Genomic DNA, 23,166 nt, shown 5'->3' with positions numbered 1-23,166 from the left:
GAAGGAACCATTTGTATGTATGGAACACCTTGCTATTGGAAATAACACCAGGAGTTAGGAGGGATATAATGAACGATATGCTTGAACTATTTCGTTACCATGTTTGGGCTAATAAAAGAGTTTTTAATCATTTAAAGAAACTTCCTGATGATCTGTACCGTAGACCACTAAAAAGTGTATTTCCTACCATCAGTGACGCATTAGCACATATCTATTCTGTCGATAACACTTGGCTAAGCATAATGTCCCATGAAAGTCCTGAGGACATCTATACTGCAATGACGAGCTCGCGTGAAGAGGTAAACGATGCCACGCTCGACGCATTAGAGGCTTACTTTGCTAAAATAGAGGCTCGATATGAAGAGTTTATCTTGAACCATCAAACTGATTTAGAGGCAATATCTGAGTACCCGCTTAAATTCGGTGTGTTGCGGGCTAATTACAACGATCTCGTTAGGCACGTAGTTAATCACGGCACATATCACCGTGGTAACATTACTGCAATGCTTAGGCAAATGGGTTATGAAGGTGTTTCCACAGACTATGGATTTTACCTTTTTGAACTGAAGCGGTGAACACTCCTTCGGGAGTGTTTTTTTATTAAACAATTCTACTTTTTAAATAACGGAAAATTGAAAATGGACTGCTAAACAGTCCATTTATTGTTCAACTAACGCCCCCGTTAGTGAAACAAGGATGAGTTATTTTTTCAGATTTTTGAACCGCACCAAGGACAATAAGAAATGCCGATACTTGACGTGCCACCATCATGAATTATCAAACCGTATTCATAATTCTTTTCATCAAAAATGATTATCTTGTCGGGACATTTATAGGGATTCTTATGTATATCACACTCGAAATTGGCATGATAAGCCATATCCTCACAACAATGTTTTTTCATAATTTCATTTCTCCTTATTTAGTTCAAGCACCCCGTTAGTGCAACAAGATTATTTTTCTAAAATTCCAATCAATTTTGCATTTCCTACCTGCTTTGCAAAGTCTAAGGGCGACCTCCCTGCATTATTTTTTGTGGTTGAATCTGGATTGTACTGCAAAGTTCAACCATATCGTAATATCTGCCTTTACAGTTAAAAACTGCTGTCCATAGTGCATTATTACCTTATTTGTCTCTAATGTTTATATCTCCGCTACATCTAAGAATTTCTCGTGCTATATCCAAATTAGGTCTCTCACAAATTGAATGTAACGCTGTTCGACCATCTTCTACTGTCATATTAACATCAATACCGTTTTTTATTAGGAACATCGATATATCAAGATTTTCTCCAGCAATAGAATAGTGTAATAAACCTGACCCGTTCTCATCTTTTTTGTTAATTTCATCTAAAATGAATTTCTTCTTAAATGATTCAAAAATCCCCAAATCTCGCCAAAGTAAAAACATCCGCTTTTTCAGTAGGCATATTTTTCCTCCGTTTTTTTACACTGTAAATTATATTTCTCCTCGTCACTATCGGTTTCCTTCTTTAAGTAACCTGCTTACATTTGTTTAATAAAAACAGTTTGAAAAATGATGTATAAATATTAATGTCTATACATCATTTTCGTAGGTTAATGATTCATAAAGCTTAATGACCATATTGCCAAAAAACACATCAACTAATTATCAGAAAAAGGAATTTTTCATTTTAATCTTTCTCGTCATGTAAAGAAGCTTTAACTGCTTAAAGCTTCCTTACATCTAGGTAAGTGATCTTTCAAGCATTTCGATAGATTTAAGAGGACAATACATTTTATTCTGTAAATTTATTTGTTCTATAAGTTACACTCGTCAATGATGGTAAAAACATTGGCAGTAAAATAAATGCTAATAAAAACAACGCAATAATTACCGTTGTAGCCAATTGGGTTAAAGTTAACACCCCTGAAGGGTACATCGCTGCAAAGGTTCCGGTTAGGATTATTACAGCTGATATAATCACTCCGCCAATCTGTTTCATGGCTTCTAATATGGCTTCTCGAGGACTTAAATGATGAAATTCACGGTATCTCATCATTAAAAAGATACTATAATCTACTCCTAATGCTACAATCATGATAAATGCAAAGAATGGAATGGTCCAAGTCAAATCATCATACTTTGTAAAGTTTCTAAAAATGTTTTCTGTCATAGACAGAGCCGTAAAATATGCACCAACAAGTGATGTTATAATGTATAATGGCATCCAAAAGGATCGGGTAATCACAAACAGGACAATTAATATTCCGATGAGCATAATACTTGCCGTCTTTGTAAAATCACTTGTGCTGATGGTATTTAAATCATTATTTTGGGATGAAATCCCACCAATTCCATAAGAAGAATGTTCATATCCATAGTCTTTAGCTACCTGCTGATATTTTTGATCTATTTCTTTAACGATATTCATTGCATCGTTAGAGTATGGATCAACTGAAAGGACAATTGTCCATTTTGTTATTTTTCGATTACCAGACATAAAGGTATCCAGTGATTTTTGAAAATCTTTTCCCGTTAGCACATCTTCAGGAATAAAGAAGGTTTTAGCTGTACTCGTATTTGATACTTCTTCTAAGTATTTCTTTACACTTGTAAAGCCGGTATTCACCTGACCGAGGCCTATTACACTATCATTCAATCCTTTTTGTAATGTCCCCATATTCCCTTTAAGCTTAGTTAAACCGGCATTTAATTGTATTTGGCCTTCATTGATTTTCGATAAACCTGCAGATAATTTCGGCATATTTTGAATCACTTGTTCGTGCCCCGCAGTCCCCTTATTAAGTGCCACCTCAAGCGCTTTTGTACTTTCGCCCAATTTTACCGATCCCGCCAGCACTTTTTCCTGTCCAATATTAATTTGTTTGATGCCTGAGTTGATTTGGTCTAACTTCTGATTAGCAGAAGTAAACTTTTCATTGACTATCGTTAATTCTTCATAGAGATGCTGCAGTTGTTTATTAAGTTTCTTAGAAACTTGCTGTAACGCTTGATAATTCGCATCGCCTTCTAATTCCGAATAACTCTGCCCAAGATTTACTATATAGGCATTCATCGATTGAGATGCACCAATTAATCCATTAACAGAATCCGCTATTTTTTGATACTGGGTATAAAGGGCATTATATCCGGATTGAATTTTGTTAACATTACTTGATAAGGCTCCGGTAGATTGAGTGAGCAAACTTAGGTTGCGATTCAATTCGGTCATGCCTTTGTTCAGCTTATCTGTGCCGGCTGTTCCTTTAACTAACCCATCACTTATTTTTGTGAGCGCTTTGGTTGTTTGATCAATACCAGATTTCACTTCTTTTGTTCCAGAGATTAATTGATTTACTTTATTAAAATTATCAGTTGGAACCGCGTTTAATTTGTTGGCAGCGCCTAACAAGCCGCCTTTAATTTTTGTCACTCCATCCGTTGCTCTTCCTACACCATCACTTACCTTTGACGTTTGATTATCTGTATATAATTCAGGTATTTTCTCACCCTTAGGACGAGTGGCGCTGTATACCTTTTCAACGCCTTTAATCGATTGAAGCGATTCACTCACAGCATCAATGAATGCCAAAGAATCGTCAGAATCTAAAGGATGGTCACTTTTTAAAACTAAATTGGTTGGTAATGCCTGTCCTTGCGGGAAGTGGTCGTAAACAATATTTATCCCATTTACGGAAGAATAGGATTGACTAATTTCCTGCAAAGAATTATATGATAATTGTCCATGATAGAAAAATAATTCCGGCACACATATAATGGTAGTAAGAATGAGACCAAGAATAGGTCTGTATATGGAAAATTTAGTAATCATAGCTGTAAGCTTATTTTCTTTATGGCCTGTTGCATTCTTTGATGGCCAAAATAACTTATTACCTAACAAAGCCATAAAAAATGGAAGAATCGTAAATAAGGCAACTAGAAGTATTCCTACTCCAATTCCAACTGCTGAGGCGGATTTAAACAGTTGGAACTGAGCCAATCCTAATACGCTAAATCCAATGAATACTGTAAGGCCGCTATAAAAAACCGTTTTTCCTGCGGTTCTATACGTTTGAGTAATTGCAGATAAAACCGATTCTTGTTTTATTAGCTCTTCCCTGAACCTTGAGAATAGTAAAATATTGTAATCTGTTCCTATACCAAATAGAACCAATATCAAAAATATTTGGGTGAAATTTGAATAGGGAAAATTAAAATGTTCGACCAACTGTGTAACTGCACCTAAAGAAGCAAGATACGCTAGAGCAACAGTCAATAATGATACTATTGGAGAAATAGGAGAGCGAAAAACAATAATAAGGACAATAATGATAAAAGCAATGGCAGCTCCTTCTGTTTTATGGACTCCCGCTTGTGTGGTTTCAGTAAAGTCCTCTGAAATAAGATCAGATCCAGTTAAATAAGTATGAACTTTACTATTTTTTAACTCAGCATTTAAATCATTTCTTATTTCTGATTTTGTTCTGCCTTTATTATCTACCGTTACCAAAGTAAGGACAGTTGTCTCATCTTTTGAGATTAACTGTTCTTTCATTTCCTCATTATTTAGGTATGAGGTAATCTTCGTTATTCCCAATTCATTTTTCTTTGAATCAAGATGATTAATTTCATTCTCTACTTCATTAAACTGGGCATTCGTCAATTTATTTTTTTCATGAAATACAACAATAACTGACATTTGATTATTACTATTTTTGTTGTTATCTAATTCCTTTAATAATTCATCTGCCTTCTTAGAGGAATAACCTTCCGGTACACTAACTTGCCCCTTATCTCTTACAAGTTGCCCTAAATTGGGCATTGAAACAAGCAACAACCCGATGGTCAAGATCCATATCAAAACAATTGGCCATTTCCATTTAATTACATATTCCATTGTTTGCCTCACTTTCATCCTACTTTAAACATTATCCTAGCAGTCAAATATGAAATGAAAATAAAACAAAAATAAAGAATTATAAAGAATAAGGGATATTAATAACAAATAAGTAACAAATTGTTTTGAAAGCCGTTTTAAACAATATAAAAGGGCCTTTTTAGGCCCCTTTTACATTATTTTATTGATAGGTACAGAAAACTTGATTCCTAACCCGCCTTTTATTGAACGAAAAGCAATGATTTCTCCGCCATGTCTCTCTATAATGGATTTACAACTGGCTAATCCCAGTCCTGTGCCGCCCTTGATGCTTTGGCGAGATTTATCGACGGTGAAAAATCTTTGAAACAGACTTCCAATATCATCTTCAGGAACACCGATTCCATTGTCTTCTAAAACGAAATAAACAAAATCTTTTTTTAAATAACCTTTCAGATAGATCTTAAGGTTTTCTGTTGGACCGTATCTGACCGAGTTGCTGAATAGATTGGCAAATACCCTGCGCATTATAGACTCATTTATCATAAAACTGTCCTTTTGATGAAAAGAATGTTCCCAAATAAGTTCATAATCTAGTCCCGATAATTCTGCTTCATATTCTAAAGCAATATTTTCAAAAAATTGCTTAATGTTGACCAGCTGAAAATTTACAGAAGGCAATAAAATTTCATTTTTTGTAAATGCTGAAAATTCATTGATTAAAGTCGTGATATCTTGAGACTTTTTTTTAATAAGGTGTAAGTATTCTTTCTGATTTTTTTCAGATAGAGGCTTGTTTGCCAACAATAACTCAATGAATCCATTTATCGATGTTAAAGGTGTTTTTAAATCATGAGTGATTGCCGCCACCATATCAACCTGTTCTTTGTTTGATTGCTGAATCCTTTTTTGCATTTCATTCACATGCTGATAGAGCTCACCAATCTCATCTTTTCTTTTTAATTGGATAAAAGAAAACGGGCTGTAGTTTTTTATCATTCTTAACCTTTTGTTTAAATTTTGAATTGGTTTTGTAATATTAAAATGAAAAAAGATCGTTAAGGTGATAAAAACTAAAATCAACGAAATCATTAGGAGAGCGAGTGTTTTGGTTAGGAACATATTCAACACCAGAACATTTACATTATAAGGGCGTTCAATTTTTAAAAACATAACCGTTTCCCCACTTCTATCCCTAATTGGATAAAATGTTCCCCCATATTTTTCGCCTTGATGCGCGGCATCAACATCAATTACTGAAGTAAAATTTTTATCATATAAAGTAATCGATAATTTCTCTTGATTGGCTTTTTTCTTCATATATTTTTTTATCGAAGAAATATTTGGATACAATTGGCCGATTCTATCAGGTATTATTTCATCTCTTTTTATATCATACTGCCTTGTTTCAAAGACCTTAGTTACAATGCTGTTAATAACCTCAACCTTTATATAATAAAAAATAATACAGGCTAACAGCAAAACAATAACTGAAAATAATAATGGCAGTTTTACTTTAAGTTTCATTCAATCGATCCTTCTAAAACAAATTTATACCCAATCCCCCAAATGGTTTTGATGTAATCAAAATTTTTACCTAATTTCTTTCGTAAATTTTTAATATGAACAGTAACCGTATTTATATCTCCAAATTCATCTCCCCAAATCTTTTCATATATCTGCTCCCTGCTTAACACTTGGTTAGTATGTTGATAGAGATAAGATAATATTTGAAATTCTTTTGTGGAAAGTTCAATCTTTTGATTATTTAAATATGCTTCAAAGGACTTTTGGTTTAAAAATAAGGGGCTTTTTGGCTGAGGATGAAATTGCCCATCTTCAAATTGATGAGTCCATTCTTTTTGCAGACGATCCACTTTTCGAAAATGAGCTCTTACTCTTGAAGTAAGCTCATGGATACTGAATGGTTTTGTCATATAGTCATCGGCTCCAATTTCTAAACCAATAACTTTATCCATATCCCGATCCTTAGCACTTAAAATAAGGATGGGTAAATTATATTTTTGGCGAATCATCCTGCAGACTTCTAGCCCATCCATACCAGGCATCATAATGTCCAGAATAATAAAATCAATTTTCTCATTACAAACTTTTTCCAAAGCTTCAATTCCAGAATAAGCAGACACAATTTTAAATTGTTCGTATTTTAATCCATCGGAAATAAGCCTTACGATATCCCGGTCATCATCTACTACTAAAATTGTTTTTTCCATATTCTCCACCTGATTTTTGTATTTTCTTAGAACTAATATCTTTAAGAAGTTAATGATATATTTTCCCCTTGTACTCTTTTTTTCATGTTGATTTAATCTAATTCATATCATAATTAATCGTAACAAGAGGATATAAAATAATCATAAAAAAAGTATAAAGAATTATAATGTGTTTGTTCAAAATGTAATGATCTTTAAATTTTAAAGGAGGGCAAAAGACCTTTAGAACGCCCTCAAGGCAACTTTGACCGGCAGCATTAAAGAATGTAAGAAAGGGTTCTCTTTATTCATTATGGAGTTCCTTTTATGTGCACTCCCTCCTGACCTGGGATAACGATCGGCGTACGCATCCGGAAGTTGAAAAATGGTGGCGTCCAAAATCCGAATTCAATGGAAATAAGAGTCGAGATCCCAAGGAATGGACAAAGATAATTTTTATGTTGCTTCGGAGTTAGAAGTTTTGTTACGGGTTTTCTCATAATAAAAAAGAATTATTCAACAAAAAGGCGTATTTCTGAAGTATTAACAATACTACAAAAATAGGCGTACATTATGTTCAATATGTACGCCTTCTTCGCTAATTCTTCTCGGAAAAGAGCCCACTTGTTTAATGCCAAATAAGAAAACGCATTCTAAAAATGATTCCTCATATTCGCGAAAATAACACTATAGTTTACCGATTTAAATTAATCGGTCTTTTTTGTACATCGTTCATATTTCCGAAAGGGATTAAGTCTTCCATATGCCTTTCGACCAGTATTTTACCTGCATTAACATCTTTAATGATGATCTTCTAAAATCTTGACATCTTATAAGAGGAGTTATAAAATTCAGAGGAAACGATATAAACATTATTAGTTTCCATAGTTTATACATCAGGAGGAATTCCATTGATCAATAATAATTACAAGGCTACATCTGCTATGTTTCCAGTTATCATGTTAAGCATGGCACTTGCGCTGCGGCAAATGTCTATGACGATTGTGATGCCTTTTATCTCCACTTACTGTAAAGATTTGATCGGCTACACGCCTTTACTCGCCGGGTTAGCCATAGGAATTTTAGGGCTAACACAGGCATTTTTTCAAATTCCATTCGGGATTCTCAGCGACCGATATGGAAATAAAAAGATGATGCTGATTGGCCTGGCGATGGTAGTCGCCGGACTTGTCCTTGCTTATTTTTCCAATAATATGGGACTTTTGATTTTGGCTCGTGCGCTTCAAGGAAGCGGTGCCGTGATTGGAGTTGGCTATTCATGGGGAATAAGCCTGGTTCAAGAAAATGAAAGAACGAAAGCTATGAGTATCCTGGGCGCGTTCATTTCCGCTGCGGCAGCCTTGGCCTTTGCCATTGGACCGCTCCTTCGCGGCATCATGTCCGTGCGCTGGATGTTTATGGTCTGCGCGATCCTGATCTTCCTGAATCTACTGTTCATCCTTTTTATTTTGAAAGATAGCAAACACTTTGACCAAACGCCCGTTCCACCGCTTGATGAAACGATTCGCGCCTTGGTCAAGAACAGATCATTTGTCAAAATGAATTTGGCTGCTTTCGTCAATAATTTTATGATGGTGTCCGTATTCTACGCCGTCCCACTTTACTTAGGTAAGGTAACCGGGGAGCAAGGAATGTGGAAGGTCTTTGTGCCCGCCATCATCGTTGCTGTTTTGTGCATGAAATTTGCGGTATCATGGTCGGATAAACGCTTCAATCATCCAATTTTGCTTGCGTCTTTTCTTGTTTCTTCAATAAGTATTCTTTTTTACTTTAATTCGTCTTCCTTTATCTTTCTTCTGACCGGAACCACTTTATTTCTGTGCGGCTATATTACACTCTCGACCTTGATCGCAGCCAACGTGAACAACATGGTCGAAGACAGCCGACGTGGCACGGCCAACGGGATTTTCAATTCCTTTCAATACGTAGGGAATTTTATCGGGGCCCTTGTCACTGGTGCGATTTGGGGCATTTCCGAATCTTGGAGCTTGCTGCTCATAAGCGGTATTGGACTCATCGGTATGGTGCTGATGATTCCGCAATCTAAACCACAAATAACGGGGGAGCAAGCATGAAAGAGAAAATATTGGATGTCGCCGCAGAATTAATTCAGAAATATGGTCTGAGGAAGTTCACAATGGATGAAATCGCGTCCGAACTCCACATCAGCAAAAAAACATTGTATCAACACTTTAAAAGCAAAAACGACGTGGTACGCGCATATTTTGAAACCACCTTGGCAAGCCATCGGGACAGCGTTATTCAAGCACTAAACAGTGAAGCGGAAATTTTTGAAAAAATCAATTCGATCATTTACTCAATTCACCGTTACCGGCTTCCCATTGCGCTCCTGAACGAAGCCAAACAATTTTACCCGGATGAATGGGCCAAAATCGTAGAACTGAAGAATTTTAAAATTGATGCGCTCAAACAGTTGCTTGAGCATCTCAGGGCTGAAGGCAATCTGAAATCCAATGTTCATTTCGGTGTCTTATCCAAAATGCTTGGAGAAATTGGTAACATGTTCATTGATTACGACTTTTTGCTTGAAAACAAGCTGAAAACGTCCGAAGCTATCGAAAAAGCGCTAGCGATTGTCCTCCACGGGATTATGAAATAGGGATTTCCAAAATAACTTATTATAGGTAATTTTGTGTCCCTCGACATAATCTTAATCTTGTTGTCATTATAAAGTTGGTTACCCTGCGGTGCTGAAAATAATAAAGTCGACATGACCTTGGTGGAAATACTCAATTTGCACCCCATTACATTCGACCGCGTCGTACGCAATCAAACAGCTGCCGGTCGCACCAACAGCTGTTATTATAGTGCCTCGTGATGTAGAATTTCTAGAACATCACTTATGCGTGATGTTGGGGAGCGTCAGGAAAATGAGGATTTACAACGTTAAGGAATTTTCAATATTAAAAAGCCTAATTTCAATTTAATGTACAATAAAAATTGAGAAATTAGGCTTTTTCGTTACTTTAGAAAAGCGCCTAAATGGAATAACGTTCCTTCTTGAATAACGGTTTTATAGTCACATAGTTGATACAAAAACAGTATATTACATCCAAACCTACATGGAAGTAAATAGATTTTGTTTACAAGTTGCTTATTTTTTTATTAGCCTAATTTTAGATGATTAAATACAGATTTAATAACCCACTTAATTAATAACTTACAAAAATAACAAGAAAGTAAGATACATAAAAATAATAAAAATTAAGATGGAAAACAGGGAAGAAATAAAGAAAATACAACGATTAGAAGGATTAAAAACACCATAATTGATTTCTTTCCTTTTCCTTGAATATTGAAGAGTAGCCAAAACTCCTATTATAAAACCGACGATACAAGCAAAGATGCCTAGGAATTTCGCTACGATATGAATAAAATGATTCGAGTTAATTTTAATCGTAAAATGCAACGAAGTAGTCAAAAACCCAACTCCGACAATAGATACACTAGTCCGGATCCATGCTAAATATGTTCTTTCATTTGCTAAATGCTGCTGTGCAAAATTTATACTATCGTTTTCTCCTTCTTTCCATTTATTTAAAGCTTCCATAAATGGTTACCCTTCTCCCTATTCTTTTCTTAAAAATTCCTTATTCTGTGAACATAATTAGCCAGATCCATTAATACTGCAAATTCTCCCGGAATGAAGCTATTGCTTTTCCAAATATTCTATTATTGCCTGAACCCCACCTATTCCCTCTGGATTAGAAGAATAATTAGATGATAATTTTACTATGACTGTATCAGTTTTTGATGCAATGTGTACTAGCTGGTCAAACTTTCCACGAGCTGAATATCCCCCGTATGGATCATGACTAACCCACCATTTATTATGGTAGGAGAACCCTGGAAGGTGATGATGACCACTTTCCGTAAGGTATTTTGGGTTTCCGCCTTTTTGAATTTCCTCAATTATATGCTCTGGAATGATTTGTTTGTCATTATAGTAACCATTGTTGCGCATCATTTCTCCAAATCGTGCCAAATCACGCAATGTAGCCCGCATACCACCGCTGGCTAGATCCGTGCCGATTTGATCCAAGTGCATCAAGGCGTTTTCTTCTGCCCCCAATCTTGTCCAGATGAATTCTTGAATTAATTCCGCTAAGTTTTTTCCTGTCAGGCGTTTGACAATCCAGCCCAATGTTTCTGTTTGTCCATTGTCATACTTAAATACAGAGCCAGGCAGTTTATCTTTTTTGCTTGATATCATAAAATCGTATAGGTTTTTCGGCCCATTATAGTTATTAGGTTTTGGTATTAAACCGGATGCAATGAAAATCGGTGTTCCCCGGCCTATTCCCATTGGCGTGTCAGCTTCCATATATTTCACAGGAACTTGCATATCAAGTAACTGTTGAACCGTTCCCTCACCAAGCCCTGTTCTTTGTAATTCAGGAATGTAGAAGGAAGCTTCTTTATTTAAATTCAACAGTCCGTCATTAGCAAGCAAACTAACAATCAAGCCGACAAAAGATTTTGTGGCTGAGTTCAATGCATGCGGTTGATAAGACTTATATCCGTTAAAATAGTTCTCATACAAAACTAAACCTTTATGCATCACTAAAAAAGCATTTGTGTTTGTTCTCTCAAGATAAGCTAAAACACTTTCACCATTATTACCATTTATATTTGCTAAATCTAGACGATTGTTAGCAAATGACAATGGAACTGGTTTTTGGTTTCCTCTCCAGATAATACGACAGGGACTTAGTTCACCAATATGACAATATTGTTGTAAATTTTTTTTAGAAGTAAACCAATTATCCTTTGTCACGATATCAACTGAATTTGGCGGAAAAGCCTTCATTTCATCCTTTGCAATGGACTTCATAACAATCCCTCCTGCTTAAACTTTGATTAAAAAGATTGCTTTATAAGTACAGTTTCATTTGTTTCTTTGACATTGTTCTTAATCATAAGTGATACGATGGCCCCTGCAAAAGCAGCAGCGATTAAAAACCAGGAAGCTGCATTGTATGATCCTTTAAAAATAGTAAGCACAAATCCAATCATAACTGGAGATATCCCCCCAGCAATTTGCCCGCTAAAACTGACAAGCCCTGTTACAGATCCAGTTAATTCCTTTGGGGAGTATTTAATGAGCATCGTATAAAGAGATGTTCCAATAAAAGCGATTGAAATCGAATTAAAGGTCATATAAACAATTCCAAGAGCCACAGAGGTTGCATTAAACATTAAATACAGAAAGATGCTCGAACATATGGATCCTGCCATTGCCAGATGTTTTTCTCTTCCTGTCATATATTTATCTAAAATCCAGCCGCTTACATTAAACATGAGAAAGGAAGCAATATATGGTATGGACATCAAGAAACTTACTGACAACAAATCTAATCCTTTACTTACCCAATAAGAAGGCATCCAAGAAATCATGCCCCAATTCACAATATTAGAAAAAAATTTAGTAAAGAATATCTTCCAAAAATTATTCAATTTAAATAACTTTTTATAAGAAACTATCTTTTGATTCTGTTTCTCCGTTTGTAATTCATCTGGAGATTTTAAAAAAACCCAAAACGCCCAGGCGACTACAACACCAATAATCCCAATACTGACAAACATAGACCTCCAACCAAGAGATACCACTAAAAACCCTACTGTTACGGAACCTATCGCTCCACCGAATGTTTGAGCAGATAGAAAGAATGAACTTGCCCTGCCCCTTTCGTTTCCAGGAAAGTTTTCGGCAATTGTTCGCACACTGGCAGGAAAAATACTACCTTCTCCTATACCCAAAAGGAAACGAAACAATAGCAGCGATGCAAATGACCAGGCAAAACTCGTAAAAGCAGTAATAAGTGAAAATGCTAAGATGGAAAGGAATAACACTTTTCGTGAGCCGTATTTATCTGTAAGCCACCCTCCTAATGGGTTCATCAGAGCGAAGCTGAAAAAGAAAATACTTAATACCAAGCCTGATTCAAAAGAGTTAAGGTGCAGTCCCTTCTGAATCGGAATGATGGCTACATTAATCGATGCCTTATCAATGTAACTTATTGTCATTCCGATAAATAGTAGAATGATAATAATGGTTTTACGATTTTTATTGGTTGCGAACGCTTGCATTCTATTTGCTCCTTTTTGAAGAATCTATGTGATTCGCACTCCTTTGCAGTATGAATCATCACAGTTAATCGAAATAATCACAGGAGACAGAAACTGAAAAGCTTTTATTTAATTTAAAAAACCGAAAAATTACAACAATATTTAAACAAATGACATACTCAGGAGATTCTCTTCTAATTTACTAGACGTGCTGCTCCTTCCCAGAAAAGCTTTCTTAACTCTTTCTTATCAATCTTCCCTACCATTGTTAGCGGTAGAGATGTCTCAAAATGGACCTCTTTTGGAACCATATATACAGATGTACGTTCCTTACAAAACTCAATTAAGTCTTCCTTGGAGCAGCTTTCTCCCTCTCGAAGCACTGCAAATATGCAGACTGCTTCTCCCCAAACAGAATGTGGGATGCCAATGCATGCACTCATCGCTACTGCAGGGTGCTGGTTGATGATCCTTTCTACTTCAGCAGGATATACATTGAACCCGCCCGAAATGATCATATCCTTTTTACGATCAATAATGTGAAGAAAACCATGCTCGTCCAGTTGTCCGATATCTCCTGTATAAAACCAACCATCACGATACGACTCTTCTGTAAGTTCGGATCTTTTATAATAACCGACAGAGACAGAAGGGGATTTGACAGCAATTTCCCCTGGGTGTAAAGGTTTCACATCATTTCCTTTATTGTCAACCAGGCGAATTTGGGTCAACATACATGGTTTACCGCAGCTTTTTAACACTTCAGGATTGTTCTGGTACGCCCAGAGATGATCACTTTTTGTGAGCCTCGTGATCAAAATGCTGCATTCTGTCATCCCATATTGCTGTCTAAAAATAGGACCAAAGGTTGCAAACGCTTCCTTGAGTCGTTCTGAAGAGATTGGGGATGAACCATAATTTATGTTACGCAACGAACTCACATCGTATTTTCTTTTCTTAGCCTCATCAATCAGTCGGTAAATAATGGTCGGAACTATAAAAGTGCTTGTAATCCGTTCTGATTGTACTGTTTCCAAAAACAATTCCTGGTGAAACGCTTTCATGATATAGACATGGCAGCCGGATACTAATGACCTTTGCAACAATACACCTGCAGCATGAATAAGCGGAGTACAAAAGAGTACCTTATCCTGGTCATCATAAGGATATTCCATACATGAAGCCATGAGTGAAGCCCCAAAGCTTTTTTGAGAATGCATCACTCCTTTTGGAGTACCTGTTGTACCACCGGTGTAAGATATAGTGGCCAGATTATCTATTGAGGCAACAGGGAATACTCTACTGCCTTTTTTATCATCAAAATCTATAGAATAGAATTCTTCCGGGTATTCAATACCAAAGCCTGATAGGCCAATAACCTTTACACTGTTATTATCCGCCTCTTTTTGATAGTCAAGCACAGGCTCTACATGTTTCTGGGTTGCCATAATTACTACTCGCGGCACAGCATCCCTCAAGATAAACTCGATTTCTCTAACACCAAGCTTATCATTTAATGGGATGACGGTTGCTCCGCATCGGCTTACAGCAAGATTATAGACGACATTTTCAATGCTATTTGGAATTAAGACTACAACATGGGTCCCCATTTGTACGCCAAGTCGAATCAACTGGCTCGCTGCCACTTCCACTTTATCCCTTAGCTCCTTGTAAGAGATGGTTTTATTGGTTTCTAAGCAAGTAAGCGCAGGTTGAGAGTCAAATTGGTATATTCTATTAAAAAGAAAAGCCTGATAGGTTAAAGTATCCATAAAATCCCCTTCTCAATTAAAATTCGAAAATTAGTATTTCTTATTTTTGTTTAGGATATTGAAAAATGAGGGTAACTTTTTGGTGTATCGCAAATACGCTCAATCCCTAGTCACCTTGCCACATCGTTTAAAAAGGTCCTGAAATGAATGGGATAAATCCAGCACTCAGATTACTCCACAGAAACTCATCTTTTTTCTAGTAATTCTTTTGCAATAGTGTTTTTCTGAATTTCAGATGTACCAGTTAGAATCCTAAACATTCGGACATCTCTGTACATTTTCTCTATAGGATGACCTTTCATTAACCCTTGTCCTCCAAAGATTTGAACAGCCTTGTCCGCAACACGATTAGCAACTTCAGAGCAGTACAGTTTAACCATCGATGAAGCTCCTCTCACCTCTTCACTATGATCAATCTTTTCCACCACATCGTAGAGCATGCAACGTGCAGCGTATATTTCAGTCGCCATCTCCGCTAACATGTGTTGAATCGCTTGAAATTCTCCAATTGGCCGACCGAATTGGACCCGCTGTTTGGCATGATCGATAGATAAATCTAAAAGGCGTTGTGCCACACCAAGGTAGGTGGCCCCCCATGAGGCCCGATTTTCATTTATTCTGCTGAGTCCCAGCTTCAACCCCTTGCCCGGTTTACCAAGGATATTGACTGATGGGACTCGGCATTGATTAAAGATTAGCTCAGCCGTGCTACGTTCTCCGGAAATTGGAACTTGTATGTTTCCTAATTCAAACCCTGGCCTTCCCTCTGATTTTTTCTCTACAATAAAAGCTGTAACTCTTTCTCCACCTGTTTCCACTTTCTCTTTCGCCATCACAATAGCCCAATCCGCATATGGGGCAGCACTTATAAAATGCTTTTTCCCCTTTAAAATATAGTCATCACCATCAAGTACTGCCGTCGTTTGAATGGAATGAGCATCTGAGCCTGCTCTGGGTTCTGAAAGTGCAAAACAACATCCTGCTTCTGCATTAATTACTGGCATTACATACCTTGTTATTTGATCTGGAGTAAATATTTTTAACATCTGACCAATGCGCAAAGGTCCGCCTATTTCACCTAATACGTGCCCCCATAAAGACGCCCCTGATTTTGCCAGTTCTTCCTTTAAGACACATAGCCCCTTCAGGCTAAGTGATTGCCCACCTATCTCCTTTGGAAGGTTTATGCCATAATACCCGAGCTCTTTCGAGCGCTTTCTGACCCATTTGATCTGTTCCAATGGAATTTCTTTTTCTGATTCAATGTCATGTTCTTTTTCAAACGGTAACAACTCGTTATGAATGAAATGAAGCAGTCTCTCTCTTAAATGTTCAATATTCTCGATTTGTACAGTTTCCTGCATACTTTGCCCCTTTCCGAAAGCACATTTCTTCCCACTTTTAAAAATCAATTTCAATTATCTTCATGATTACCTAATAGTTCAAAAATTCTTAAATTTATTTTATATATGGCTGACAATAAAGTAAAATAGCTATATATCATGTATAATTGAAGAAAATTCATGTATAGGAGGAAACATTGTGCATCTGGAACAATTAAAATATATTATTGAAGTAGCTAAGACACGTTCGATTTCCGTCGCGGCACAAAATCTTCATGTTTCCCAATCTACTATTAGTAAGGCGATTACCAATCTAGAGCAAGAATTAAGCATTCATCTGTTTACACGTTCACGATTAGGCGCCCTGCCTACAGCAGAGGGTAAAAATATCATTAAAAAAGCGTATGAAATTATCGTAAAACTTGAAGAGATACAAGAAGACGCCCAGGAGCAAACATCCTTAATAAATGGAAAATTAAATTTATCAGCCAGCCCAAGCTTATTTATGCCGATTTTACTCAAGTCCTTAGCAAATTTTAAAAGAGACTACCCGAACATCCCTATTAACATAACAGAAAAAAAGTCACCAAATATTATTGAAGATGTAATTCAAGGGAAAATTGACATTGGATTAGCCATGGTTGATGAAATCGATAGGAGTTCACATGAGGAACTTGTTTATGAAACCTTATTAGAAGGGAAAATCATGGTTTGTGTAAGCAAACATTCTCCGTTTGCATTCAGTGATTTTGTAACTCCTGAGGAACTAATCAATGAAACAGTAGTGATGTATGATGGGGACATATGGAAAGATTCCATTTCTACATTTATGGATCGATACGGACCGTTAAATATTTTATTTTCTTCTAACAATACCGAAGTCATCAAAAAAGCCGTTTCAGAAGGGTTAGCCATAAGCTTTTTGATGGACATAGCACTAATAGATGACCATTATGTAAAAAGTGGAGAAATTATTCCAATACCATTAATAAATTTCGAATCCAGTCACCGATCCTTCGGATGGATACGGTCAAAGAAAAAACACTTTCCTTTGGCAGTCAGGGAGTTTTTAAAGTACCTCAAATTGTATATCCCAAAATTTGAATGAGAAAAAAGAATAACATCCTGTCGACCGCAAGTCGAAACTTATAAAAATTTCAACAACACTAATTTCTATAATCCATCATTTATAGGTCGAACAATGGAGGAGGATCTGAAGTAACTAAACTACATTCACCAAATGGGATTTCGGAACAATCAGATATTATTTAAGTAGCAGTAGCCTTAAGGCTGCTGCTATAAATATAAAAGCAAAAACTCTATCAAACCATCCCTTTAAGATGGCAGGAACTGAGTACCACCACAGAGGAAATTGAAAAATAACAAAATCTGCCCACAGAAGTTTTTCTTGCTCTTCTTGAATATCTTTTGAAAAACTATTTGTTTTAACTGCGTTTTTTTGTTAAACTGCATATTTTAAAAAATCTTTATCTTGTCGCATTAGGAAATCATCGCTATTAGCAACAGCCTTAAGGTTCATCGCATATAAATCTGATACTTTGACCTGATAACCTAAAGATGTTAATTCTGAAACAGCAAGGTTTTTTAAAGCACCATTGAATGATTTAGGTTCTGGGTGAGCGTAAATAATTAATACATTCATGATTGTATCTCCTTTATTTTACTTATTTCCTTTAGAATTCCACAAACCCCTTCTTTATTCAATTATTCTGCCCCGTTAATTGAAGAAGAAAAAAGCGACCTTCGTTATTGAAGTATCGCCCCCGTTACTTTAAGTACAATATTTCACAAACTTTCACATTAATGTATTAATGAAATACCCCCATAATCACAAGCCCAATAAGGATAGCTCCAAGTGATAATATTAAAGCAAATCCTGCTAATTCACCACCAGTACCTAAAAAGGTATCAAGTATTCCTAAAACTAAAAAGATCACTTTTTTTGGTGTTTTAGACTCATCTGCCTTAAATTCTTTATACCCATATACCAATAGCGATATAAAAGAAACAATACCAATTAAAAAGAGAATGAACCCACCGAACATTACCATAAAATTTTTCCCTTCGTTGCCATTTGTTGTGAAGCAAACGCACCCGATTTTCTTCACAATCTAATTTATATCATCTAAGGGCTTCGAGTAGCTAAGCTATTTTTCTTTGATCTTTTTGCCTTTAAAAATCTCCTCAGCATGCTAATAATCAACAAAACGAGTGGTATTGCCTGACCAAAAAAAAGCCCTTAATAAAGTCAAACATATCACTATAAAAAAAGCTGCCATAGTGGGGCTGTTGACAAACTAAAAAGTTACAGTTGATAGCACAAGATATAGAAAATAATAAAGAAGACGAATCCTATATGTAGTAGGAATTCGTCTTCTTTTTGTATTGATTAGCTATTTGTCAACAGCCCCATAATGACAGCTTGATCTACAACTCTTGCACCCTATAGTATAATAGGGAAGTAAAATGTAAGTTTTTTATTAAACCTCCCAAAATTGTGAACAGGTTTAAGCAAACGTTATGTTCTTAATAATCAATACAATAGATAATATTAAACAGATCGTTGCAGGAATGATCATTACAATTGATTGATGAGCTCGAAAAATATGAGAATGTATGGCTCCTAACATTAGAAGTACAAATAATGCACTTGATTCAACAGTTAAGTAGCTAATCCAGATACCACTAATCAGACCTATTGCTCCAATAATTTCAATCAATCCAATTACAGTCATGAACCATAATGGATATTGATAATGCCGCCAATGTTCAACCTGAAACGGCATACGTAAAAGTTTTATGAATCCTCCTACTAAAATAAAAACCGCTAAAATTACTTGCATGACAATAGTAATCATCTATCCTCACTCCTTTTATTGAGCTTATTTAGGGGGATTCTCTCCAACGAGTATATGAATATATATTCGATACAAGGTTCTATCATTAATAGATTTATTATAAAGTTAAAATTGCAACTAACCTGATCCGTTTATTCAACAAAAAGACCGCCATATGACGGTCATACATCTTTTGTTTTGCCGTCAATTCTCTTAATCTTTACGCTATTAAATGACCCTTTAGTGGAAGAACATACTGGATTTTTCAACATTGGCAAGAGCATGAAAAGATAAACCCTGTTTAAATTAAGACAGGATTTTAACAAAACTTTATTTTAAGAATACAGAATTAAAACAATATGCCTTCCCATTATGTTGAAGAAAGGCTCACAGACAAAATTAGATCCTGTTTTATAGGTGAATCAATTAATTCAGGGTTGCCCTGCCTTTTTATCTACAAACCCTTATACAGTTAGCGAAAGATCTGATTTTAATCTAAATCAATGTGGTCAATATTCCGAATGGCTAACACAACAAAACCAAGAGCAATTATTGCCAAGGCAAGCGGAATATAAATAATACTGGCTAATGAGAAATTCGGACCAATTGATTGGCATGTTACACTAACAATTAAAAGGGAAGAAATTATCGTTGCTGGTGTCGAATATTTTCTCATACCAAAATATAGCGGTACGAGTGCTGCCACTGCAGTCGTCAGGCTAAACATGATGATTTTTATGATCTCCGCCAAAACATCGTTTGAAGTTAAACTCATTACAGAAGTCAAATGAAAGATTTGATTCAATCCAATAAAACCAAAAATCACCACTATATGAGAAATTGTCATTGCAATGAATGTCATCCATACGATCAGAATCAATTTTGCACTAAGGATTTTTTTACGATTAATTGGATAGGAAAACATGATGAGGATTGTTCGATTCCTAAACTCTTGAATAATCATTTTTGAAATAAGTACAGCTGCAAATACAATAAAAGCCCCTCTAACACACGCTCCACTTATCGTAAAAATTCCTGTCGCATCTTTAAACATTTCGGTACCATCACTTCTTTCAACGACAGGAAGGATACATAAAACACTCAAAATGATTATATTTGCAAGAATAGCACCTTTGACAAACCATCCTAATTTAAACTTTTTTGATTCAAGTCTTATTAAATGAAACAATATAATCGGCTCCTTAACTTTAAAAATGTTACTCCGTCCACTATTCGCTCGTACGAAAGTTAACTCACGATTTGGTCTAACTCAACTTTTTTTATAAAATACTCTTCCAATGTTGTTCGTTTTTTATCAATAGACTCAATATCGATATCTTCCAATATTAATGTCTTAGAAATGGTCGATTGAGGCACTTCTGTGGCATAGATGCGAATGGTCTGGTTATCAACTACCTTAAAGTTATTTATACCTAATTTATCATGCAGTACCATAGTCGCTTTTTTTTGGCTGCGGGTTACCAATTCTATATATTCTGTATTTCTCGCCTTTATCGTAGCCATTGAAGCCTCTTCAATCAGTTTTCCGCCTTTAATGACACCGATCGTGTCTGCAATCTGCTCAATTTCACCAATAATGTGGCTTGAAATTAGAAGAGTCATACCGTATTCTTGATTAAGCATTTTAAATAACTTTCTCATAGCCTTAATCCCAGCAGGATCCAGTCCATTGATGGGCTCATCCAGAATTAAGAATTCCGGCTTTGTGATAATCGCTCTGGCGACACTAAGTCGCTGTCTCATCCCTAGTGAAAGTTCTTTTGGCAGCTTATTCTCAACATTTTCAAGACCCACCCGATCCAAAGCATCACGAATCGCCTGCTTGCTATGGTATCCCATATAAGCACAATGCAGATCTAAATTTTCCAGAACAGTCATTTTCTCATAAAAAATGGGGTATTCGATCATACTGCCTATTCTCTTTAAGTAATCGAAACAGTCATGTTTGAGCAGCTTTCCGAAGATTGTGATTTCGCCATTTGAAGGCTTGATCATATTGGTTAGCATCTTCATTATTGTGGACTTACCTGCACCATTGGGTCCAAGAAATCCATAAATCTCACCTTTTCTAATATTCATCGTTACATGTGACACTACATCATGCCCTTGGAAAGTTTTTGTTAAATTTCTTGTCTGTACAACATAGTTCATGATGACCCTCCTCGTTTTCTAACTGTTTTCATTCTAGCAAGCGACCCTTGCTTTTTTCTGTCTAAATTCTTACAAAAATCTTAAGATAAAAGTGAGCTGTTATTAAACTGTTTCAATGAAAATGTAAATGACGTTTTTTCAAAAGGTATGGATTTTATTGAAATATCTCCTTGCATTTCTTCGACCAGTCTTTTTGTAATGGTTAAACCTAAACCACTGCCCTGAAAGGCTTTATTTCTTGATTCTTCAAGCGTGAACATTCGTTCAAATACACGCTCCTGGTCGGTTTCATTCATTCCTTTTCCTTTATCGGAAACTTCGACATAGACCCTCGTTTCATCATAAAACACCTTTAAACCGATCATCTTGCCATCAGCACCATAGCGAAGACCATTTGAAATCAAATTATTTAAAACACGGTTTAATGCTTCTTCATTACCAAGAGCAAAAACGGGCTTTTCTGGTATCTCAATAACCACCTCTAATCCTTTGATTTGGATCCATTCATAGAACGATAGAATATTATTTTTACAGATCTCAGTTAAATTAACTTTTTCAAGCGGAATATCTTTATCACCGGATTCTAACTTAGCCAATTCAAAAAATGTATTCATTAACGTAATGAGTTCTAATGTTTTACTATGTACTTGTTGTAACAAACGTACTCTTTCTTGTTCTTGCATTTTAGGTTGATTTTGAAGCATTTCAATATATCCTGCGATCACTGTAAGCGGCGTTTTAAGATCATGAGAGACATTCGCCAACATCCGTTTCATCGAGACTTTCATTTCTTTATAGTGACGTACATTTTCTTGATAGCCATCGACCATTTGATTTAAATGATCTAACATTTCAATGAGTTGCTTATCATCCGTTACGATGAGAATTCTCTCACTTGATTGTGAGGAATGGATCTCTTTTAGTTTATTTGCTATATAAGCAAGATTCTTTTTTCTTCCATGATTTGATTGATATTGATAGATGATACAAAGAAGAAGGGCAATTATGATACAGCTTAATACAGTAATCATTTAAAATTCTCCCAGCTTGTACCCGATCCCCCATATTGTTTTGATATAGGCAGGTTTCGATGGGGTATCCTCGATTTTTTCTCTTAGTCGACTCATGTGAACGTTTATAATATTTTCATCACCATAGTATTCGTCGCCCCAGACCGAACGATAAATCTGTTCTTTTGTAAAGACTTTCTTTTGGTTTTCAAAAAACAAACAAAGAATCTTCCATTCCTTTGATGTTAAGTTGATCTGAATGCCGTTCTTTGTCGCACTAAGATTCTCCGTATCCAATTCAATCTCATGTAATTTGATTATTGAAGTATTTCGTTCGATTTGAGTGTCTATGTACTGTGTGGATCTTCTTATGACCGCTTTTACTCTTGCCGTAAGTTCGACCATTGAAAATGGTTTAGTGATATAATCATCTGCTCCTAGACCAAGCCCTAATGCTTTATCCACTTCGCTATCTTTTGCTGACATAATAATTATGGGAATGTAACTCCTGGTCCGTACCATTTGAAGAAAGTTCATACCATTTAACTTTGGCAACATTAAGTCTAACAAAACCAGATCATAATGCTCATACTGAAAAGCATTCATTGCTTCCTCACCATCAAAAACACACTTAACATTAAAGGCCTCATTATTTAAATATGTTTTTACCATATTACTAATATCCTGATCATCTTCGACAAGTAAAATCGTTTTCTGCATCATAAACAACGCCTCCCCTGTAATCCTTTAATATAATTGATCCCTTAACCCGCCTATGGAAGTTTAAGCATTGTAGGTAATTGACCTTTGATTAAAATGAACACCTAAATATCAGCTGCAAACTAT

20 protein-coding genes and 1 pseudogene are annotated in these 23,166 nt (G+C 35.8%); 4 read left to right on the top strand and 17 right to left on the bottom strand.

The annotated features are described in order from the left end of the window. The first annotated feature begins 68 nt into the window (after nucleotides 1-68). Nucleotides 69-575, top strand: coding sequence for a DinB family protein (locus ACZ5XR_RS02245; RefSeq protein WP_464500094.1), 507 nt, complete (start codon nucleotides 69-71; stop codon nucleotides 573-575). Between the two features lie 134 nt (nucleotides 576-709). Here ACZ5XR_RS02245 and ACZ5XR_RS02240 read toward each other — a convergent pair whose 3' ends face one another. The 5 genes from ACZ5XR_RS02240 to ACZ5XR_RS02220 form a co-directional block, all read right to left on the bottom strand. Then, entirely contained in the window at nucleotides 710-904 is a 195-nt protein-coding gene (locus ACZ5XR_RS02240; RefSeq protein ID WP_464500093.1) for a DUF6980 family protein, read from the bottom strand. Between the two features lie 222 nt (nucleotides 905-1,126). After that, nucleotides 1,127-1,411 (bottom strand): ankyrin repeat domain-containing protein, encoded by a 285-nt coding sequence (locus ACZ5XR_RS02235; protein WP_464500092.1) that lies wholly within the window; start codon nucleotides 1,409-1,411, stop codon nucleotides 1,127-1,129. Between the two features lie 349 nt (nucleotides 1,412-1,760). Then, complete coding sequence (locus ACZ5XR_RS02230) at nucleotides 1,761-4,862, bottom strand: MMPL family transporter (protein WP_464500091.1); 3,102 nt, start codon at nucleotides 4,860-4,862, stop codon at nucleotides 1,761-1,763. 171 nt (nucleotides 4,863-5,033) lie between these two features. Continuing rightward, the gene (locus ACZ5XR_RS02225) at nucleotides 5,034-6,368 is read right to left on the bottom strand and encodes a HAMP domain-containing sensor histidine kinase (protein WP_464500090.1); all 1,335 of its coding nucleotides are present in this window, start codon (nucleotides 6,366-6,368) and stop codon (nucleotides 5,034-5,036) included. Further along, on the bottom strand, nucleotides 6,365-7,075 hold the full coding sequence (locus ACZ5XR_RS02220; protein WP_464500089.1) for a response regulator transcription factor: 711 nt from the start codon (nucleotides 7,073-7,075) through the stop codon (nucleotides 6,365-6,367). The genes ACZ5XR_RS02225 and ACZ5XR_RS02220 overlap by 4 nt, the downstream gene beginning before the upstream one ends. A gap of 890 nt (nucleotides 7,076-7,965) precedes the next feature. Between ACZ5XR_RS02220 and ACZ5XR_RS02215 the strand changes: the two genes are divergently transcribed. Further along, complete coding sequence (locus ACZ5XR_RS02215; protein WP_464500088.1) at nucleotides 7,966-9,150, top strand: MFS transporter; 1,185 nt, start codon at nucleotides 7,966-7,968, stop codon at nucleotides 9,148-9,150. Further along, a complete protein-coding gene (locus ACZ5XR_RS02210) occupies nucleotides 9,147-9,695 on the top strand; it encodes a TetR/AcrR family transcriptional regulator (protein ID WP_464500087.1) in 549 nt (182 codons plus the stop codon). The genes ACZ5XR_RS02215 and ACZ5XR_RS02210 overlap by 4 nt, the downstream gene beginning before the upstream one ends. 561 nt (nucleotides 9,696-10,256) lie before the next feature. On the opposite strand, the gene ACZ5XR_RS02205 is transcribed toward ACZ5XR_RS02210, so the two are convergent. The 5 genes from ACZ5XR_RS02205 to ACZ5XR_RS02185 all read right to left on the bottom strand — a co-directional run bounded on the left by ACZ5XR_RS02205 (nucleotide 10,257) and on the right by ACZ5XR_RS02185 (nucleotide 16,301). Further along, the gene (locus ACZ5XR_RS02205) at nucleotides 10,257-10,646 is read right to left on the bottom strand and encodes a YidH family protein (RefSeq protein ID WP_464500086.1); all 390 of its coding nucleotides are present in this window, start codon (nucleotides 10,644-10,646) and stop codon (nucleotides 10,257-10,259) included. 99 nt (nucleotides 10,647-10,745) lie between these two features. Next, entirely contained in the window at nucleotides 10,746-11,930 is a 1,185-nt protein-coding gene (locus ACZ5XR_RS02200) for a serine hydrolase domain-containing protein (RefSeq protein ID WP_464500085.1), read from the bottom strand. A 26-nt stretch (nucleotides 11,931-11,956) separates the two neighbouring features. After that, complete coding sequence (locus tag ACZ5XR_RS02195) at nucleotides 11,957-13,186, bottom strand: MFS transporter (protein ID WP_464500084.1); 1,230 nt, start codon at nucleotides 13,184-13,186, stop codon at nucleotides 11,957-11,959. Nucleotides 13,187-13,359: 173 nt separating this feature from the next. Beyond that, the gene (locus ACZ5XR_RS02190) at nucleotides 13,360-14,937 is read right to left on the bottom strand and encodes a class I adenylate-forming enzyme family protein (protein WP_464500083.1); all 1,578 of its coding nucleotides are present in this window, start codon (nucleotides 14,935-14,937) and stop codon (nucleotides 13,360-13,362) included. Nucleotides 14,938-15,122: 185 nt separating this feature from the next. After that, nucleotides 15,123-16,301 carry an acyl-CoA dehydrogenase family protein gene (locus ACZ5XR_RS02185; protein ID WP_464500082.1) on the bottom strand — a complete coding sequence of 393 codons (1,179 nt, stop codon included), beginning with the start codon at nucleotides 16,299-16,301 and terminating at the stop codon, nucleotides 15,123-15,125. Between the two features lie 178 nt (nucleotides 16,302-16,479). On the opposite strand from ACZ5XR_RS02185, the gene ACZ5XR_RS02180 reads away from it, so the two are divergent. Continuing rightward, nucleotides 16,480-17,388: a LysR family transcriptional regulator gene (locus ACZ5XR_RS02180; RefSeq protein WP_464500081.1), complete on the top strand. Its 909-nt coding sequence runs from the start codon at nucleotides 16,480-16,482 to the stop codon at nucleotides 17,386-17,388. A gap of 189 nt (nucleotides 17,389-17,577) precedes the next feature. Here ACZ5XR_RS02180 and ACZ5XR_RS02175 read toward each other — a convergent pair. From ACZ5XR_RS02175 to ACZ5XR_RS02145, 7 genes and pseudogenes are all read right to left on the bottom strand, one after another. After that, nucleotides 17,578-17,943 (bottom strand): annotated as a pseudogene (locus ACZ5XR_RS02175) (NAD(P)H-dependent oxidoreductase); the annotation flags it as partial. Nucleotides 17,944-18,109: 166 nt separating this feature from the next. Then, nucleotides 18,110-18,352, bottom strand: coding sequence for a hypothetical protein (locus ACZ5XR_RS02170; RefSeq protein WP_464500080.1), 243 nt, complete (start codon nucleotides 18,350-18,352; stop codon nucleotides 18,110-18,112). Between the two features lie 456 nt (nucleotides 18,353-18,808). Continuing rightward, complete coding sequence (locus ACZ5XR_RS02165) at nucleotides 18,809-19,159, bottom strand: DoxX family protein (protein ID WP_464500079.1); 351 nt, start codon at nucleotides 19,157-19,159, stop codon at nucleotides 18,809-18,811. Nucleotides 19,160-19,628: 469 nt separating this feature from the next. Beyond that, nucleotides 19,629-20,327 (bottom strand): ABC transporter permease, encoded by a 699-nt coding sequence (locus ACZ5XR_RS02160; protein WP_464500078.1) that lies wholly within the window; start codon nucleotides 20,325-20,327, stop codon nucleotides 19,629-19,631. A gap of 59 nt (nucleotides 20,328-20,386) precedes the next feature. After that, complete coding sequence (locus tag ACZ5XR_RS02155) at nucleotides 20,387-21,310, bottom strand: ABC transporter ATP-binding protein (protein WP_464500077.1); 924 nt, start codon at nucleotides 21,308-21,310, stop codon at nucleotides 20,387-20,389. Between the two features lie 80 nt (nucleotides 21,311-21,390). After that, on the bottom strand, nucleotides 21,391-22,341 hold the full coding sequence (locus ACZ5XR_RS02150) for a sensor histidine kinase (RefSeq protein WP_464500076.1): 951 nt from the start codon (nucleotides 22,339-22,341) through the stop codon (nucleotides 21,391-21,393). Beyond that, complete coding sequence (locus ACZ5XR_RS02145; RefSeq protein ID WP_464500075.1) at nucleotides 22,342-23,043, bottom strand: response regulator transcription factor; 702 nt, start codon at nucleotides 23,041-23,043, stop codon at nucleotides 22,342-22,344. It lies immediately after the preceding gene. Nucleotides 23,044-23,166: the final 123 nt, after the last annotated feature.

The sequence above is a fragment of the Neobacillus sp. Fa239 genome (assembly GCF_055395235.1).
The sequence above is the reverse complement of the archived record's forward strand: the minus strand, read 5'-3'. Positions and strand labels throughout refer to the sequence as shown.